This window comes from Pseudidiomarina andamanensis (genome assembly GCF_009734345.1).
Taxonomy (GTDB): Bacteria; Pseudomonadota; Gammaproteobacteria; order Enterobacterales; family Alteromonadaceae; genus Pseudidiomarina; species Pseudidiomarina andamanensis.
In genome coordinates this window covers 503,303-519,981 of sequence record NZ_CP032551.1, presented here as the reverse complement: position 1 = coordinate 519,981, position 16,679 = coordinate 503,303, and the positions used below count along the sequence as shown (strand labels likewise).

Below are 16,679 nucleotides of genomic sequence, written 5' to 3'. Positions count from 1 at the left end.
GAATTCTCTACCAACGAACGAATGATGATCTAGTCGCGATGGAACAACGAATCGAGACTCAACCCTTGTTGTCTGAGCATATCGCGTAAGCGTCGTAAGGCTTCAACCTGTATTTGGCGAACCCGTTCACGAGTCAGACCAATTTCACGTCCAACATCTTCCAAAGTGGCGGGTTCATAACCTAACAAACCAAATCGACGCGCTAATACTTCACGTTGCTTTTCGTTTAAGTTTTCCAGCCAAGTCATGATGTGATCGCGCACATCCTCTTCTTGCATGTCGCCTTCAGGGCCATAGTCGTTATCATCCGTAAGCATATCGACTAGTGTTTTGTCGTTGTCACTGCCGCCCATTGGCGTATCGACCGAGGTGACACGCTCGTTCAGGCGCAACATACGGCTGACATCAGCAACAGACACATCCAGCTTTTCGGCAATATCTTCAGCGGTAGGTTCGTGATCGAGTGTATGCGCGAGCTCTCGTGCGGCTCTTAAATAACTATTAAGTTCTTTAACAACATGAATTGGTAGGCGAATGGTACGTGTTTGATTCATGATGGCGCGTTCGATGGTTTGACGAATCCACCACGTCGCGTAAGTAGAAAATCGAAACCCTCGCTCAGGATCAAATTTCTCAACCGCGCGAATTAAACCGAGATTACCCTCTTCGACTAAATCGAGCAAAGCTAATCCGCGATTGGTATAACGACGAGCAATTTTGACAACCAGGCGAAGGTTACTTTCAATCATCCGAGCGCGTGCTTTCGCATCACCTTTACGCGCCAAGCGCGAAAAATGAACCTCCTCTTCCGCGCTTAATAGCGGTGAATAGCCAATTTCACTCAAATACAGCTGCGTCGCGTCCATTTTCTTCTGGTAATTGACACGATTCGCCAGTATTTCTTCAAACGCCTCATCACTATCATCAGGAGCAGATTGCTCCATTGACAACAGCTCTTGCTCGTCAACTTCGTCTATGTCTTCCTGATCTCGACTCATTGTGTCCCCCGAGGCAAATAATGCCGTGGGTTGACCGACTTCCCGCGAAATCTCACTTGAAAGTGCAGCTTAACGCGTTCTGCATCGGTATCACCCATAGCGGCGATTTCGTCGCCTTTATTGACCCATTGTTGTTCTTTTACTAATAACTGCTGGTTATGTGCATAAGCCGTAATATAGTCATCATTGTGTTTCAAAATGATTAACTGACCGTAACCTTTTAATGCATTCCCTGCATAAACCACTTTTCCAGCCGCCGCCGCATAAATCGGATCACCGCGCGAACCGGCAATATCCAAACCTTTCGTTCCCGTTTCCGCAGTCGAAAACTCTTTCAATACACGTCCGCCTGTGGGCCACTGCCAAATAATATCTTTACTTGCCGGAAGTGGAGGTTCTGTTTTACGCGGTGGTAGCGTCCGAGCTGGCTTATTCTGTTGCTTTACTGTTAACGGTTTGCTTTTATTTTGTTTAACCTGTTGTTCACGATACTCTTTCTTTGGTGCTGACGCAACGGTTTGTGATTGAGCTTTTGGTTTCACCGGCGCGGTTCTGGAAGTTGTTGCTGTTAAACGTAATTTCTGTCCTGGCACAATCGTATAGGGGGCATCAATATTGTTCCAGCGAGCCAGCGTGCGAACATCTTCGTTGGCACGAAAGGCAATGGAATAAAGCGTATCGCCCTGCTCAACAATGTAAGAAGCTGCCGATAAGCTAGCAGGTTCAAAGTCGTGGATAGTTTTACCCTTATACAATCGGGTAACCGGCGCGGGTTCTGTACGCTGGGCACAGCCACCTAGCACTAAAAGAAGTAGCGCTGTGTTCAGTACAATGAGCTGTTTAACGCGTCCACACATAGGCAATGATGGCTAAAATCACCATCCCCCAACCAATCCGGTCAACATAGGTACGCAGATGTACGGCCATTTTGGGGCCTCCAGTTTTCAGCAACCAAGCGACTAGAAAAAAACGTAAGCCACGACTGATGACCGAGCCCATAACGAATGGGACGAATGCCACACTTAACATCCCACCTGTTACTGTGAACAATTTATACGGTAGTGGCGAGAATCCAGCAATGAAAATAATCCAAAAGCCATAAGCATGAAACCAATCGGTAACACGCACTAACTTATCCTCATAGCCCGCCCATTCCACCAACGGGATCACGACAGGATCAAATAAGAAATACCCGAGCCAATAACCAGTGATACCACCGAGAACCGAGGCTACGGTTGTGATCCATGCGAACTGCCATGCTCTTTGCGGCTGCGTCATCGCCATCGGCGCTAGCATGACATCTGGTGGAATTGGAAAAATAACCGACTCAGAAAAACTTAATCCAGCAAGGATAGCTGGAGCGCGACGATGCTGAGACCAACTCAAAACTTTATCGTAGAGCCAACCAAAAATTTTCATATGGTTGCCCCTGGTACTAACGGTACAAATTTCACTTCGCCCAATTCCTTTTGTTCAAATTCGTCACCAAAACGACGCACGACAATGAGTCGTTGTATGGTGGTGCCTACTGGGATGACCATCACACCACCGTCGGTGAGTTGCTGTAACAATGCCATTGGCATCGAACTTGCCGCCGCAGTGACAATAATTCCGTCGAATGGGGCTTTACTTGGCCAGCCCTGCCAACCGTCGCCATGGCGCATGGATACATTGTGTAGATCCAACTTCTTTAATCGTCGCTTGGCTTGATATTGCAGTTCAGCAATTCGTTCAACTGAATAAACATGATTGACTAACTGTGCCAAAATTGCTGTTTGATAGCCACTACCTGTACCAATTTCTAACACTTTTTGACAGTCGTGTTGCATCAATAATTGGGTCATTGAAGCAACCATCAACGGTTGTGAAATGGTTTGTCCTTGACCAATGGGCAGTGCGGTATTTTCATAGGCCTTATGGGCTAATGATTCCGGCATGAATAAATGCCGAGGTGTCGTTCGAATGACATCTAATACAGCGGTATTGGTAATACCTTCTGCGCGCAACTTATCAGCTAATTTGCGCGCCATACCTTGAAAGTTTTGAATCATGTTGTCGTTTTCGTTAACCAGTTTGACAGGGTATCTTGATGACTACGAGCCGTCATATCCAAGCTCAATGGTGTTATTGAGACATAACCCTCGCGCACAGCGTGAAAATCGGTTCCCTCGGCATCATCTTGATGACCACCAATAGGCCCATACCAAAATATATCGCGACCAAATGGGTCTTTGCTTTGTACCATGGTTTCTGCTCGATGACGGCGCCCTAAGCGCGTCACTTTATAGCCTTTCAGTTCATCAAACGGAACTGCGGGTACATTGATGTTCAAAATGGTATCCAAACGCAGTGGTTGCTCTGCCATGCGGCTTACGATATTGGCGACAACTTGTGCTGCAGTATCGTAAAACTCATCACTACGTGACCCCATTGAAACCGCAATCGCTGGCAACCCCATAAAACGGCCTTCCATTGCTGCAGCTACAGTGCCTGAGTACAAAACGTCGTCGCCCATGTTAGGGCCATCGTTAATACCAGAAACGACCAGATCAACATCATCAGCCAATGGCGAATTGGTACCTAAGTGAACGCAGTCAGTTGGCGTACCGTTAAGTGAATAGAAACCATTTGGTAACCGTTGCATTCGCAATGGATTGTGCAGCGTTAACGAGTTACTGGCGCCACTGCAATTACGATCGGGGGCTATCACGCGTACTTGAGCAATGTCTTTTAAACGCAGATATAGGGCTTCAATGCCTGGGGCATGAACGCCGTCGTCGTTACTGACTAACAACTTCATCATGAGCTTGATTACCTTGGTTTGGTTCACTATTCGGGTTGCTATTTGGAGTACTCATTGCATCTTGCATCAGTTCACGTAATACGCTTGTCGCAAAACTACCACGTGGCAATGAAAACTCGAGTTCCGCACAATCATCGGTTAACCAGCGCAATTGCGGGCTTTGTAATTTCAGTAGCAATGGCCGACGGGCATGGTCAATACGTTGTTTCGCTAAACCTTCCATTAACTCTGGATACTGCTGACAAATTGACTGTTCTAATTCAGCGATAGCCTCAGTACTTGCCCATTTATCGTTACCCGGCAACGGTGCCGTCAACATGATATCACCCTGCGAATAGCGCTCAAGTAAACTTGCATCTAGGGTATCCACTACAAAAAACGATTGGCTGCCTTGCAACATCACAGCGTCGCCAAGTTCAGGTGTTAAACGTTGTTGCGATATACGTTCACTAACCACTTGATTGAATAAAAACGAACGGGCTGCTGATAAATACAAACCGATTTGATTACGATTCAGTCGCCTTTTGAGTTGCCCAGCAAACCAGCGTTTGGCCTGTTCAATGTTCTGACCATTGTGACCAAAACGTTGTGCACCAAAATAGTTAGGGACGCCCTGCTCGACTATTTGTAACCAGCGTTGATTGAATGCTTCCACATCATCAATTTGTCGAATTTTTAATACGAAATGATTCGCTCGGTGCGTTCCAGTTTTCAGTTTCTTCGGTTGTAGAGCTGCTTTCTCGACTGAGAACTCAGGATGTTCAAGAGTTTCCCAAGGTAACAAAGCTTGCCCCGGCAACTGTACCGAAAACCATTGGTAGGTCACCGCATGGCGATCTTTCAAACCAGAGAAACTCACATCGCGCTCTTTGACACCCGCGAATTTTGCTAATTGCCCGGCAACAAAGGCTGTATTCGCACCTAGTTTCTTAACCCATAACCATTGATGTTCACCAACTTGTTGGCTTTCATCAGTAACTGGTAACTCGAGCTGCTCGGTTACCTGAAAATCATCAGCGGAGGCTTTAAATTGTCCGCGACACGGCGGCATTCCATGTAAGTAGGCTTCAGTCACGGGAAACACTCGGCATCAATAGCACCACAGCATGACAGGCGATGCCTTCTTTACGCCCAACAAACCCGAGCTTTTCAGTGGTGGTGGCCTTCACATTAATGTGCGTGACATCTGCCGCTAGCAGTGCAGCAATACGTTCTCGCATGGCAATAATGTGAGGTGCAAGCTTAGGTACTTGAGCAACCACGGTCACGTCAAGATTACCTAATTCGAAACCCTGCTGCTGAACAAGCTGATAAACGTGTTGCAACAACTGACCGCTGTCGGCACCCGCATATTGTGCATCGGTATCTGGAAAATGTTGACCGATGTCGCCTAAAGCCACAGCACCTAGCAATGCATCGGCAACGGCGTGCAATATGACGTCGCCATCAGAATGTGCAATCAATCCTTGCTCGTATGGTACTTGAATTCCACCAAGCGTGAGTGGCCCTTCTCCACCGAATTTATGCACATCGTAACCGTGCCCTATTCGCATACTTACTCCTTTGCCATCATGGCAATAAACGTGGCGGCCAACTGCTCATCGCCTGGCTGCGTAATTTTAATATTGGTTTGCTGCCCCAGCACTAGCTTCGGATGCCCTCCGGTTAGTTCAATAGCTGAGGCTTCATCGGTAATTGCCGTATTCTCAACGCCTAGTTGGGTTAACGCATCCACCAGCCGCTTGGTGCGGAAAACTTGTGGTGTTAATGCGCGCCATAATCCGTCGCGCGGTACACTGTTAGCAATGGTGTCAGTTGCTAACGTTTGTGCTTGCTTTATGGTATCAGCCACCGGAAGCGCAAGAATCGCACCATCAGCATGTGTCATACCAGAATCTATTACCGCTTTAAGTTCTGCAGGCTGCAAACAAGGACGCGCAGCATCGTGCACCACCACCACATCAAAACCATCAGCTTGCGCGGCTGCAACGCCTGCAAGTACGGATGCTGCGCGAGTCGCACCACCAGCAACCAAGTAAACGGGACACTTTGAATCAAAATCTAACGCTTGTACTCGTTGATCATTGGAAGCTACCGCAATATAAATAGCCGCAACACGAGCATCGGCAGCTACGGCGGCGACACTATGCTCAAGAACCGTTTTACCGGCAATTCGAAGATATTGTTTTGGCTCGGCCAAGGCCATGCGACTGCCGATACCGGCAGCGGGAATTACTGCGGCAACCCGAATCTGGTTTTGCATCATGTCGATTAATTTGTTGTTTGTTTTACTGGTACAATGCGGAAAAACGTTTCGTGCCGTTTAATTAAGCCAAGTTCGTTACGTGCACGCTCTTCTAGCGCAACTTGTCCTTCACGCAAATCGTCAATATCGGCCGCTAGTACTTGGTTTCGCTGCATTAAACGTGTATTGGTTTCCGCTTGTCGCACCACGTCTGACTGCAAGTGCCAATAATCTGGTAAGCTGTTTTTACCGAACCACAGCCGATATTGAAGCGCACACAAGGCAACAATAAAGATGAGTTTCAATAGTCGCATAGCTGTCCCCACTTGCTGTTGTTCGTTATTATAAATTAATGCAGCAGTACTGCTAGTATATCGACCTTTGTCATAAAGCCCAACGATTAATCGAGAGCGTATTTTTTATGGATTACATATTGATCACTTTGATTATTTTCGTTGGTGCATGCCTTCAAGGTATCACTGGATTTGGCTCTGGACTTATAGCGGTGCCGCTTCTCACCTTGCTGTTACCACTGAGTGTTATTACGCCGACTTTGTCGATTATTAATTTCGCCATGGCGACGTACCTTGCATGGATGCTGCGTCACGCGGTGCAAGTTCGTCAATGGCGATGGCTATTGGTAACTGGGATTATCGGTACGCTTGCTGGCAATTGGTTACTCAATCATATTCGCCTCGATTGGCTGCAGATGGGTATGGCGATTATGGTCATCGCTGTCGCATTGCTATTTTGGTTTGGTGTGCAACTAAAACACCGCAGTACAGATGGATTGCAAGGTATAACGGGACTTTTGGCAGGTTTTAGTAACGGCGCATTGACCCTTGGAGGCCCACCTGTGGTATTGTTTTTGACCGGTAATGGTCTTGACCGAATCGCATTTCGCGCCACATTGACTATTTTCTTTTGGGTGTTGGCGTTAACCAATATTGTGTCTTTCAGCTTTCAGCAACGCTACGAAACAGCTCATATCCCTATTGTCATTTGTCTGTTGATTGGCGCTATAAGCGGCGCGTGGTTGGGGCACAAAATTAGTGACAAGCTGTCTGAACAACTCTTTCGTAAGCTCAGTCTATTATTAGTAATGGTTGCAGGAGCAATCGCATTTGCTGGCGCCTGGAACGCTTAAAACGTTACCGTAGTTGCCAACAACACTTCGCGCAAAGATAACGTACGTGGGTCGATGCGGCCTTTATGATTCCATTGATGACCACAAAACGCTGGTGCTAAATTGGCATGATCTGGACGCAATAGTCTTAGCTTCTCCCCTTCCGCCTCTAAGCATTCGCCTTGAAATGAAAACCAACCGTGCATGTTACAGTGCACACGCTGTTGCTCTTTGTCGATGCGGTCAATGGAATCTAAGCGGGCTTGCTGAATAGGAAGACGAAAATCAAAGATAGGAACGGTATCGCCGAGTCGTGCCGAATGTGTCAACCAACGTTGTAATTTACTTGGCTGCGTTGCACTCACACTGAGTTGCCGTTTTTGTGATGACTGCCAACTCGCATTTTGTACATCCAGCGTATACGGCGCATCACTTTCCAACATGCCTCGTGCGGCGTTCTTAACGTGATATGGCAGACTTTGTAAACGCCGTTGCAGCAGCGACATCGAAACTTGTGCTTGTTGTGATAGTTGTTTCAGCTCACGCTCATACAACGCCATACACAGTTCTGCAAATACAGCAGAGCTCACACCCACCGCTGAGGTAGATGTGAGCTGCTGAAAGATATCGCTTTGATGTGTCACAACAGTGACCAGTTCAGCTTAGCTGTGCTTCGCGTTCACTTCAGCACGACCACGATATGGCGCTTTGCCATTCAGTTCGGCTTCAATGCGCAGCAACTGGTTATACTTAGCGACGCGATCAGAGCGGCACAATGAGCCAGTCTTGATCTGTCCCGCCGCGGTACCTACGGCCAAATCAGCAATGGTCGCGTCTTCGGTTTCGCCAGAACGATGTGAAATAACCGCAGTAAAACCTGCTTCACGTGCCATGCGAATTGCCGCTAGGGTTTCCGACAAGCTACCAATTTGGTTGAACTTGATCAAAATTGAGTTCCCGATACCTTGTTCAATGCCGCGCTTCAAAATCTTGGTATTGGTCACGAATAAATCATCACCAACCAATTGTACACGGTCACCAATACGGTCGGTGAGAACTTTCCAGCCGTCCCAATCGCTTTCGTCTAAGCCATCTTCAATAGAGATGATTGGGTATTTCTGACACAAGCTGTCAAGGTACTCGGCGAAACCAGCGGCATCAAACGATTTACCTTCACCAGCAAGATTGTATTTACCATCGCGGTAGAATTCTGATGCTGCACAGTCTAGAGCCAAAGTCACGTCATCGCCCATGCGATAACCTGCTTTTTCAACCGCTTCAACAATCACAGTAAGCGCTTCTTCATTGCTCGCTAAGTTCGGTGCGAAACCACCTTCATCACCAACCGCAGTGCTTAAACCGAGCGCTTGTAAGACTTTTTTCAAGGCATGGAATATTTCGGCGCCCATCCGCAAACCTTCTTTAAAGCTTTGCGCGCCAACCGGTTGAATCATGAACTCTTGAATATCAACGTTGTTGTCGGCATGTTCGCCACCATTCAAAATGTTCATCATTGGTAACGGCATGCTAAATTCACCCGCCGTACCATTGATTTCAGCAATGTGGGCGTACAAAGGCAAGCCTTTGCTGCTTGCTGCTGCTTTCGCTGCAGCTAAAGACACCGCCAAAATAGCGTTGGCACCAAGCTTTTCTTTATTTTCAGTACCGTCAAGATCTAACATAATCTGATCAACACGCTGTTGGTCAGTGGCATCAACACCCGCTAATGCTGGTGCAATGGCGTCATGAATATTGGCTACAGCCTTTTCAACGCCCTTACCTAAATAGCGCGCCGGATCACCATCGCGCAATTCTAACGCTTCACGTGAACCAGTTGATGCACCACTTGGTGCTGCCGCGCGACCCCAATGACCGTTGTCTAAAAACACATCTGCTTCAACGGTTGGGTTGCCGCGTGAGTCCATAATTTCACGAGCTACAATTTTACTGATTGCTGCCATGACAGTAGCCTACTCCTGTTAATACACGCGACGCTTAGGCGCGACGCTTTTTCTGATAAATACCTGCGGCTTCAATAAAGCCACGGAACAATGGGTGCCCATCACGCGGTGTTGAGGTGAATTCCGGATGGAACTGTGCAGCAACAAACCATGGATGTTCAGGAATCTCAATAATTTCGACCAGTCGATTATCATGCGACCAGCCTGAAATTTTCAAGCCGGCTTGCTCCAATTGTTCAATGTAATGACCATTTACTTCATAGCGGTGACGGTGACGCTCTTTAATCACGTCTTTCGCATATAAATCACGCGCCTTGGTTCCTTTCACGAGGTTACATGGCTGCGCACCTAAACGCATGGTACCGCCTAAATCTGAGCTTGAATCGCGTAATTCTTTTTGACCTTTCGCGTCCATCCATTCAGTAATCAGACCAACCACTGGATGCTCCGCTTTGGCATCAAACTCAGTGCTATTCGCAGTTTTAAGGCCGGCAACATTGCGCGCATATTCAATCAATGCAATCTGCATACCCAAACAGATGCCAAGATAAGGAATGCCGTTTTCTCGAGCGTACTGAGCGGCCATAATCTTACCGAGAATACCGCGTTCACCAAAACCACCTGGTACGATAATCGCGTCAACATCCGCAAGTTTCGCCACACCTTTGGTTTCAACGTCTTGCGCGTCAATATAACGAATATTGACGGTTAAACGATTCTTTAAACCGGCGTGCGCTAAAGCTTCGTTCACAGACTTATAGGCATCTGGTAATTCAATATACTTACCGACGAAACCAATAGTCACCTCACCACTTGGGTTAGACTCTTGATAAAGTACTTGTTCCCACTCAGATAAATCGGCTTCTGGACATTCCATGCGGAAACGGTGTACGACAATTTCGTCCAAACCTTGCGATTTCAAAATCGCTGGAATTTTGTAAATGCTGTCGACATCTTTTAAGCCGATAACAGCTTTTTCTTCAACGTTGGTGAACAACGCAATTTTAGCGCGTTCATTCGCCGGCAATGCACGGTCTGAACGACACACTAAAATATCTGGTTGAATACCAATTGAACGTAATTCTTTCACTGAATGTTGTGTCGGTTTGGTTTTGACTTCACCTGCCGCACCCAAGAATGGCACCAACGTGAGGTGCATAAACAAGGTGCGATCACGCCCGACTTCGGTCGCTAACTGACGAATGGCTTCAAGGAATGGTTGTGACTCAATGTCACCAACCGTACCGCCAATTTCGATAATCGCGATATCGTAGCCTGCACCACCGTCAACGATACGACGCTTAATTTCGTTGGTGATATGCGGGATAACCTGAATGGTTGCGCCAAGGAATTCACCGCGACGTTCGCGACGAATAATATCTTCGTACACACGGCCAGCAGTAAAGTTGTTTTTCTTCGTCATACGCGTACGAATGAATCGCTCGTAATGACCAAGATCAAGATCGGTTTCAGCGCCATCTTCGGTGACGAATACTTCACCGTGCTGAATTGGGCTCATGGTGCCCGGATCAACGTTGATATAAGGATCAAGTTTTAGAATCGTGACCTTCAGGCCACGAGCTTCAAGAATTGCCGCCAAAGAAGCTGCAGCAATGCCTTTGCCCAGCGAAGATACAACACCGCCGGTGACGAAAATATAATTAGTTGTCATGCGAAACCTAAGTCGTCAGGTTAAAAGGGATTTGCTTCAAGACGGGAAAACAGTATACCCGAAGCTTCGCTTGTCGACAATTTAAAATCGCATCGCCAGTATCATTAACAAATCACCCACTACGCTTCACCGCTTGCCAATGACGCTCAAGTTCATCCAAACTAAGCTCTTCTGGATTCTTATCGAGCTCGCTTAATCGCTTTTCAATTGCCTGGAAGCGCTGTTTAAATTTCAAGTTAGTGCGACGCAATGCATGTTCCGGATTGACTTGGGCATGGCGTGCTAAATTTACGACGGCAAACAATACATCACCTATTTCCGCTTCCAACGCCTGCTGGTCACGCTGGCTACGAGCCAGCTCTTCTTCAACTTCGGCTATTTCTTCTCGAATTTTATCAAGAACAGGCTTTATTGTTGGCCAATCGAAACCAACATTTGCCGCCCGTTTCTGCAACTTAAGCGCTAGTAAAATACTCGGTAAATTATAAGGAATGCCGTTAAAAACACTATCTTCTTGACCTTTTTTAGCGCGTTCCTCTGCTTTTATCTGTTCCCACTGAGCTTTAATTTCCTCATCGGTTTGCGTATTGCTGTCACCAAATACATGAGGATGACGACGGATGAGCTTTTCCGCGGTTTGTTGCGCCACATCATCAAAAGTAAATTGTTTTTCTTCTGCGGTCAGTTGGGTATAGAAAACAACTTGAAATAATAAATCGCCTAACTCGTCTTTAATGTCTGCTAAATTACCTTCGGTAATCGCCGCCGCAACTTCATAGGCTTCTTCAATGGTGTAAGGAATGAGCGTGGTCATCGATTGTTTCAAATCCCACGGGCAACCGCCATTTGGGTCTCGCAAACGTCGCATTACCTCTAATAACGCGGCAACACCTTGAAAGTTTTCTTTCTCATCTACTTTCGTCGTCATTGCGTGACCCTCACCACGTTGTGAATTCCTTTTAACTGACTAATTCTGCTGAGTAGTCGTTGTACATCGTCTGCGTCAGCAACAATAATTCCCACTGTTACTAATGCTTGGCGAGTCGCAGTATCTAAACGCGAATCAAGTTGTGCCACGTTGACTTTTTCATTCGCAAGCACACTGGTGATGTCGTGCAATAAACCTTGGCGATCATCCGCGTCTATTCGAAGATTCACTCGATAGTTACAGTGTTTTGCTTGGCTCCAACTCACTTCTAAAGCACGCTCTGGATGGAGCTCAAGTAAGTGTTTAAGTTGCTCGCAATCAGTGCGGTGTACCGAGACACCACGGCCCTGGGTGACAAAGCCTAAAATAGTATCGCCAGGAACTGGCTGGCAGCACTTCGCAAATTGCACCAATAAGTTACCAATTCCCTCAACGGTGACATCACTTTGTTTGCCGCTACGGGTTGGTTTGCTCTTACGTGCTGTTAAGCGCTCGATGCGCTCCGCAGCACTATCAGATTCAGGGCGCAACTGATTCACAACCTGTTGCAGCCGTACGTCACCAGCACCAATCGCCGCAAGTAAATCGTCTAGATGTACCATGTTAAATCGTTCTAATACGCTTTCGGCCTGCGCCAACGGCACATGATGTTTCGCTAACTCAGCTTCAAGTAACTCTTTGCCGGTCTTCAGGTTCTTATCACGGTCGAGTTTTTTGAAATAGGTGACAACTTTGCTGCGTGCCCGTGATGTTTGTAAATAGCCATTCGCTGGATTGAGCCAATCTCGTCGAGGTTGCGCATTTTTTTGCGTGAGAATTTCTACGCGTTCACCATTCTTCAAATGATAGGTAAACGGCACAATGTGACCATCAACTTTAGCACCTACACAGCGGTGCCCCACCTGCGAATGAATGTAATAAGCAAAATCTAACGGTGTTGCACCAGCCGGTAAGTCAATCACCTCACCTTTGGGCGTGAAGACATAGACACGGTCTTCAAATACTTGCGAGCGAATTTCATCAACAAGTCCGTCATTGCCGGCCATATCATCATGCCATGCTAGCAATTTACGTAGCCAAGCGATTTTTTCTTCGAAGCCTGAACCTTTTCCGGCAGCACCGCCCTCTTTGTACATCCAATGCGCCGCAACACCTAATTCGGCATCATCATGCATGGCCTGAGTGCGTATTTGAATTTCAACATGTTTGTCTTGTGGGCCTAACACCACGGTATGAATCGACTGGTAACCATTGGCCTTGGGGGTGGCAATATAATCATCAAACTCAGATGCAATATGACGCCATAAGCTGTGCACAACGCCTAGCGCTGCGTAACAGTCTTTCAATGAGTCAGTGATAATGCGCACAGCGCGAATATCGTATAACTGGTCGAAGTTTAGATGCTTCTTCTGCATCTTGCGCCAAATGGAATAGATATGCTTCGGTCGGCCATAAACCGTTGCCTGCACGCCTTCGTCGTCTAAAGCTTGCTGCAATGCCTGCAGAAAATCGTTGATATAGGTTTCGCGGTCAATACGCCGCTCATGGAGCTGCGCGGCAATGGTTTTATAAGTGGTTGGATGTAAATAGCGAAAGGCGAGATCTTCAAGTTCCCATTTCAACTGGCCAATACCAAGGCGATTGGCTAACGGTGCATAAATTTCATTACACTCTTTGGCGGCAAGAACACGCGTTTCTTCGTCCAGCGTTTTCACTTCACGTAAAAAGCAGATGCGCTCCGCAAGCTTAATTAATACCGCACGAACATCGGTGACCATCGCTAACAACATGCGACGCACATTATCGATTTGTACGAGACTTGGTTTGCCATGTTGAAAGTGTTGCAGCGCACTGATGGTCTGCATTTGTTGCACGGCTTCAAGCAACACCGGTAGGCTTTTGCCGCCCCACGCTAACGCTTCTTCTAAATCTATCAGTTGCGCCTCAAAAGCAGGACTATATAAAGCGGCGACTAATGATTCTTGATCGAGGTTGAGACCAATTAAAATCTCAACCATTTCTTCGCCTTTCACCAGAAGCTGTGGCTGTTTTGCGCGTTCACAAATAAGCTTCAGGCGCTCAGCATGGTCACGCAGCTGCGTACAGCGTTCGTCCGAATCTAATTCTGCTAGCCAATCGCCATGTTGATGCGGCTTATCAACATGCGTACTGCGCACCCAAACCACCGTGTTACTCCCGTTCGAATAATGTCATGACCTCAATGTGATGGGTCTGCGGAAACATGTCAACCACTTGCGCTTGTTTTAACTGATACCCGCTCTCCTTCAGTACCTTTGCATCACGTGCAAGGGTATCTGGCGCACAGGAAACATAGACAATTCGCTGCGGTTGTCGTGTGGCGACTTCTTGAATGGCATGTGGAGCGCCCGCACGAGCAGGATCCAACAACACTTTTGTATATTGCTCGTTGCTCCAGGCCTGGCTCGACCACGATTGTTCAAGATCGGTGCAGAACGCGGCAAGGTTGACTTGAGCTCGGTGAGCATTTGCTTTGAGTTGGTCGACCATCGACGCAACGCCTTCAATGGCGGTAACCTGTGCTCCAGCTAATGCCATCGGCAAACTGAAGTTACCGCTACCAGCATACAGTTCAAGTACCTTATCACTTGGCTGAATATCCAGCCAAGTTAGGGCTTGCTCTACCATTATTTCGCTCAGTTGCCGATGCGCCTGGATAAAATTCGTAGGCGAACAATGAATGCTCAATCCTACTGTGTGATAACTTAAAGGTTCTGACGTTGATAGTGGCGCCAACTGCTGCTCAGAATCACACCATATAGCCACGTTGTAGGTTTTCGAAAACTGTTCGAGGTGATTCTGATCACTTGCCGTTGGCCATTCTCTGAGGCGTAACAGCACTACAACCTGATGTTCAAACTCAATGAGTTCAACATGACCGAGTTGTTTGACTAACTCAAGTTGTGGCAATAGGTGTTGTAATGGCGCTATTAATTTATTTAAGCTCTCTGCGAGAACCAAACAAGCATCAATCACGGTAATTCGTTTACTCTTGGGCGCCCTAAATCCCATTTTAAATTGCTGTCGTTTCGCGTCATAGTGCACCGCTAATCGAGCACGCCGACGATAGTGCCAAGCATCGCCGGCCAACGGTTCTAACCATTGCAGCGCTTCAACTTGCGCAAATTTCGCAAGCATCTCGGTCACAACTTTTTGCTTGTGCGCCCGCTGTGCAGCTAACGCGAGATGCTGTAAATCACAACCACCGCATTGCTCATAAAAAGCACAAGGTGGCGTTACACGCTGCTCGCTAACCGTTTGAATTCGCTCCAATTGCGCATCATGCTTGCCTTGAACCGTAATCGTTACTCGCTCATCGGGTAATGCACCCGGCACAAATTTGACGCCCTTGGCAGTACGAACCACACCTCGTCCTTGATGATCAAGGCCAACAACCTGCTGATCGGTTAATCGCTGCAGCTTTGCTGTGCGGGCTTGCGGCTTATAAAACTGAGCCATGTAACCGCGCCTGTTGCATAATCGCCTTCATATCACGCACCGCTTGCTCAAGCCCAACTAACACGGCGCGTGCGATAATTGCATGGCCTATATTGAGCTCAACCAACTGTGGAATGGCCGCAATCGGCGCCGTATTGTGATAGTGCAGACCATGCCCAGCGTTGACTTGTAAACCAGCCGCCTGCGCATATTCTGCAGCGTCGCGTAACTGAGCTAACGCTTGCATTTGCGCCTGCTCGTTGGTTTGTTCAGCATAGTGCCCTGTGTGCAGTTCAATAATCGGAGCGCCTGTCGCAACGGCAGCGTCAATTTGGCGTTTGTCGGCATCAATAAATAGGCTGGTCGCAATACCATGTTCGGCAAGTTGTGCTACCGCACTGGTGATCTTGGCTTGTTGACCAGCAACATCGAGACCCCCTTCGGTGGTTAATTCTTCGCGCTTCTCTGGCACTAAACAACAAAACGTTGGCTTGGTACGACAGGCAATTGCTAGCATTTCGTCAGTGACTGCCATTTCTAAGTTCATACGGGTTTGTAGGGTGCGCGCAAGAATCTCAACATCGCGATCCTTAATATGCCGTCTATCCTCACGTAAATGCACAGTAATACCATCCGCCCCCGCCTGCTCCGCAATGGCTGCGGCTGTGACTGGGTCAGGATAGTTAACGCCACGGGCATTACGAACAGTTGCGACATGGTCAATGTTGACACCTAAGTAAATCGGTGGAACTCCAACGGTTGAATTCATGACATATCCTTAAATTGAACAAAGAGTTGACGGCTACGCAGCGGCTGATTACCCAAATAAGGTTGCAGTGCCACACGCATCAGTCGTTTAAATAAGTTTAGCAGGCGTTGATCGGCCACTTCAAAATCGCCAAGCCGCAGTATATCGGCGCCATTCAATACAATAATATCGGCCTGATTGCTGGCGTTTGTCAGCGAAAATCCAGATTCAGGAATGAATTGATACGTTTGCGTTGCGATTATGGGTTGCTCGTGGGTATCCATGTGCCAGTCAAAACCATGCCCTAAATGACAAAGTAATTGCCATTCAAAGCGCCGCAGAATTGGCTCAACATGACTCACCTGAGTGAGTAACTCCAAGGTTTCTTGATAGTCTTGAAAAAGGCCATCAACCACATGGTATGGTGTGGTCAGGCGCTGCACCAGCTCATTGACATAGAAGCCACTGTAGAGCGCCGTTCCTTTTAGGTTCAAACTGGTATCGATTGCTTCGGCAGCGACCAATGTCTGTAATTCGTGACGACCGCGAGTACTAATTTGCAACGGGGTGAAGGGTTGCAAGATACTACGCCAAGCACTTTTCGGCCGTTTTGCACCTTTCGCAATCGCGCGAAAACGGCCATGCTCAGCAGAGAACAATTCAACCAGTAAACTGCTGTCTTGATAGGGCCAGCGATGCAATACAAACGCCGGTTCCACCG

Annotated in this window: 18 protein-coding genes; 1 reads left to right on the top strand and 17 read right to left on the bottom strand. The window is 47.5% G+C overall.

Annotated features, from left to right (window positions below; genetic code table 11):
* Positions 1-29: 29 nt before the first annotated feature.
* Genes rpoS through ftsB form a run of 9 tightly spaced genes read right to left on the bottom strand, consistent with a single transcriptional unit; the run spans position 30 to position 6,360 of the window.
* Complete coding sequence (rpoS, locus tag D3795_RS02520) at positions 30-998, bottom strand: RNA polymerase sigma factor RpoS (protein WP_156266019.1); 969 nt, start codon at positions 996-998, stop codon at positions 30-32.
* On the bottom strand, positions 995-1,855 hold the full coding sequence (locus D3795_RS02515) for a peptidoglycan DD-metalloendopeptidase family protein (protein ID WP_156266018.1): 861 nt from the start codon (positions 1,853-1,855) through the stop codon (positions 995-997). Before D3795_RS02515 ends, rpoS begins: the two co-directional genes overlap by 4 nt.
* Positions 1,839-2,417: a YqaA family protein gene (locus tag D3795_RS02510; protein ID WP_156266017.1), complete on the bottom strand. Its 579-nt coding sequence runs from the start codon at positions 2,415-2,417 to the stop codon at positions 1,839-1,841. The genes D3795_RS02515 and D3795_RS02510 overlap by 17 nt, the downstream gene beginning before the upstream one ends.
* Positions 2,414-3,049 (bottom strand): protein-L-isoaspartate(D-aspartate) O-methyltransferase, encoded by a 636-nt coding sequence (locus tag D3795_RS02505; RefSeq protein ID WP_156266016.1) that lies wholly within the window; start codon positions 3,047-3,049, stop codon positions 2,414-2,416. Before D3795_RS02505 ends, D3795_RS02510 begins: the two co-directional genes overlap by 4 nt.
* On the bottom strand, positions 3,046-3,801 hold the full coding sequence (gene surE / locus D3795_RS02500) for a 5'/3'-nucleotidase SurE (RefSeq protein WP_156266015.1): 756 nt from the start codon (positions 3,799-3,801) through the stop codon (positions 3,046-3,048). Before surE ends, D3795_RS02505 begins: the two co-directional genes overlap by 4 nt.
* Entirely contained in the window at positions 3,779-4,876 is a 1,098-nt protein-coding gene (gene truD, locus D3795_RS02495; RefSeq protein ID WP_156266014.1) for a tRNA pseudouridine(13) synthase TruD, read from the bottom strand. Before truD ends, surE begins: the two co-directional genes overlap by 23 nt.
* Complete coding sequence (ispF, locus tag D3795_RS02490; protein ID WP_156266013.1) at positions 4,869-5,354, bottom strand: 2-C-methyl-D-erythritol 2,4-cyclodiphosphate synthase; 486 nt, start codon at positions 5,352-5,354, stop codon at positions 4,869-4,871. Before ispF ends, truD begins: the two co-directional genes overlap by 8 nt.
* A gap of 2 nt (positions 5,355-5,356) precedes the next feature.
* Positions 5,357-6,067 (bottom strand): 2-C-methyl-D-erythritol 4-phosphate cytidylyltransferase, encoded by a 711-nt coding sequence (gene ispD, locus D3795_RS02485; protein ID WP_156266012.1) that lies wholly within the window; start codon positions 6,065-6,067, stop codon positions 5,357-5,359.
* 5 nt (positions 6,068-6,072) lie between these two features.
* A complete protein-coding gene (ftsB, locus tag D3795_RS02480; protein WP_156266011.1) occupies positions 6,073-6,360 on the bottom strand; it encodes a cell division protein FtsB in 288 nt (95 codons plus the stop codon).
* A gap of 107 nt (positions 6,361-6,467) precedes the next feature.
* Between ftsB and D3795_RS02475 the strand changes: the two genes are divergently transcribed.
* Positions 6,468-7,193, top strand: coding sequence for a sulfite exporter TauE/SafE family protein (locus D3795_RS02475; protein WP_156266010.1), 726 nt, complete (start codon positions 6,468-6,470; stop codon positions 7,191-7,193).
* On the opposite strand, the gene D3795_RS02470 is transcribed toward D3795_RS02475, so the two are convergent.
* The 8 genes from D3795_RS02470 to recO form a co-directional block, all read right to left on the bottom strand.
* Positions 7,190-7,816, bottom strand: a complete 627-nt coding sequence (locus D3795_RS02470; protein WP_156266009.1) for a hypothetical protein — start codon at positions 7,814-7,816, stop codon at positions 7,190-7,192. The two genes, D3795_RS02475 and D3795_RS02470, sit on opposite strands and share 4 nt — an antisense overlap.
* A gap of 18 nt (positions 7,817-7,834) precedes the next feature.
* Positions 7,835-9,133, bottom strand: a complete 1,299-nt coding sequence (eno, locus tag D3795_RS02465) for a phosphopyruvate hydratase (protein WP_156266008.1) — start codon at positions 9,131-9,133, stop codon at positions 7,835-7,837.
* 34 nt (positions 9,134-9,167) lie between these two features.
* On the bottom strand, positions 9,168-10,805 hold the full coding sequence (locus D3795_RS02460) for a CTP synthase (RefSeq protein WP_156266007.1): 1,638 nt from the start codon (positions 10,803-10,805) through the stop codon (positions 9,168-9,170).
* Between the two features lie 112 nt (positions 10,806-10,917).
* A complete protein-coding gene (gene mazG / locus D3795_RS02455) occupies positions 10,918-11,733 on the bottom strand; it encodes a nucleoside triphosphate pyrophosphohydrolase (RefSeq protein WP_156266006.1) in 816 nt (271 codons plus the stop codon).
* Complete coding sequence (gene relA, locus D3795_RS02450) at positions 11,730-13,919, bottom strand: GTP diphosphokinase (RefSeq protein WP_156266005.1); 2,190 nt, start codon at positions 13,917-13,919, stop codon at positions 11,730-11,732. The genes mazG and relA overlap by 4 nt, the downstream gene beginning before the upstream one ends.
* A 4-nt stretch (positions 13,920-13,923) precedes the next feature.
* Complete coding sequence (gene rlmD, locus D3795_RS02445; RefSeq protein ID WP_156266004.1) at positions 13,924-15,231, bottom strand: 23S rRNA (uracil(1939)-C(5))-methyltransferase RlmD; 1,308 nt, start codon at positions 15,229-15,231, stop codon at positions 13,924-13,926.
* Positions 15,215-15,979: a pyridoxine 5'-phosphate synthase gene (gene pdxJ, locus D3795_RS02440; protein WP_156266003.1), complete on the bottom strand. Its 765-nt coding sequence runs from the start codon at positions 15,977-15,979 to the stop codon at positions 15,215-15,217. The genes rlmD and pdxJ overlap by 17 nt, the downstream gene beginning before the upstream one ends.
* The gene (gene recO / locus D3795_RS02435; RefSeq protein WP_156266002.1) at positions 15,976-16,677 is read right to left on the bottom strand and encodes a DNA repair protein RecO; all 702 of its coding nucleotides are present in this window, start codon (positions 16,675-16,677) and stop codon (positions 15,976-15,978) included. Before recO ends, pdxJ begins: the two co-directional genes overlap by 4 nt.
* Positions 16,678-16,679: the final 2 nt, after the last annotated feature.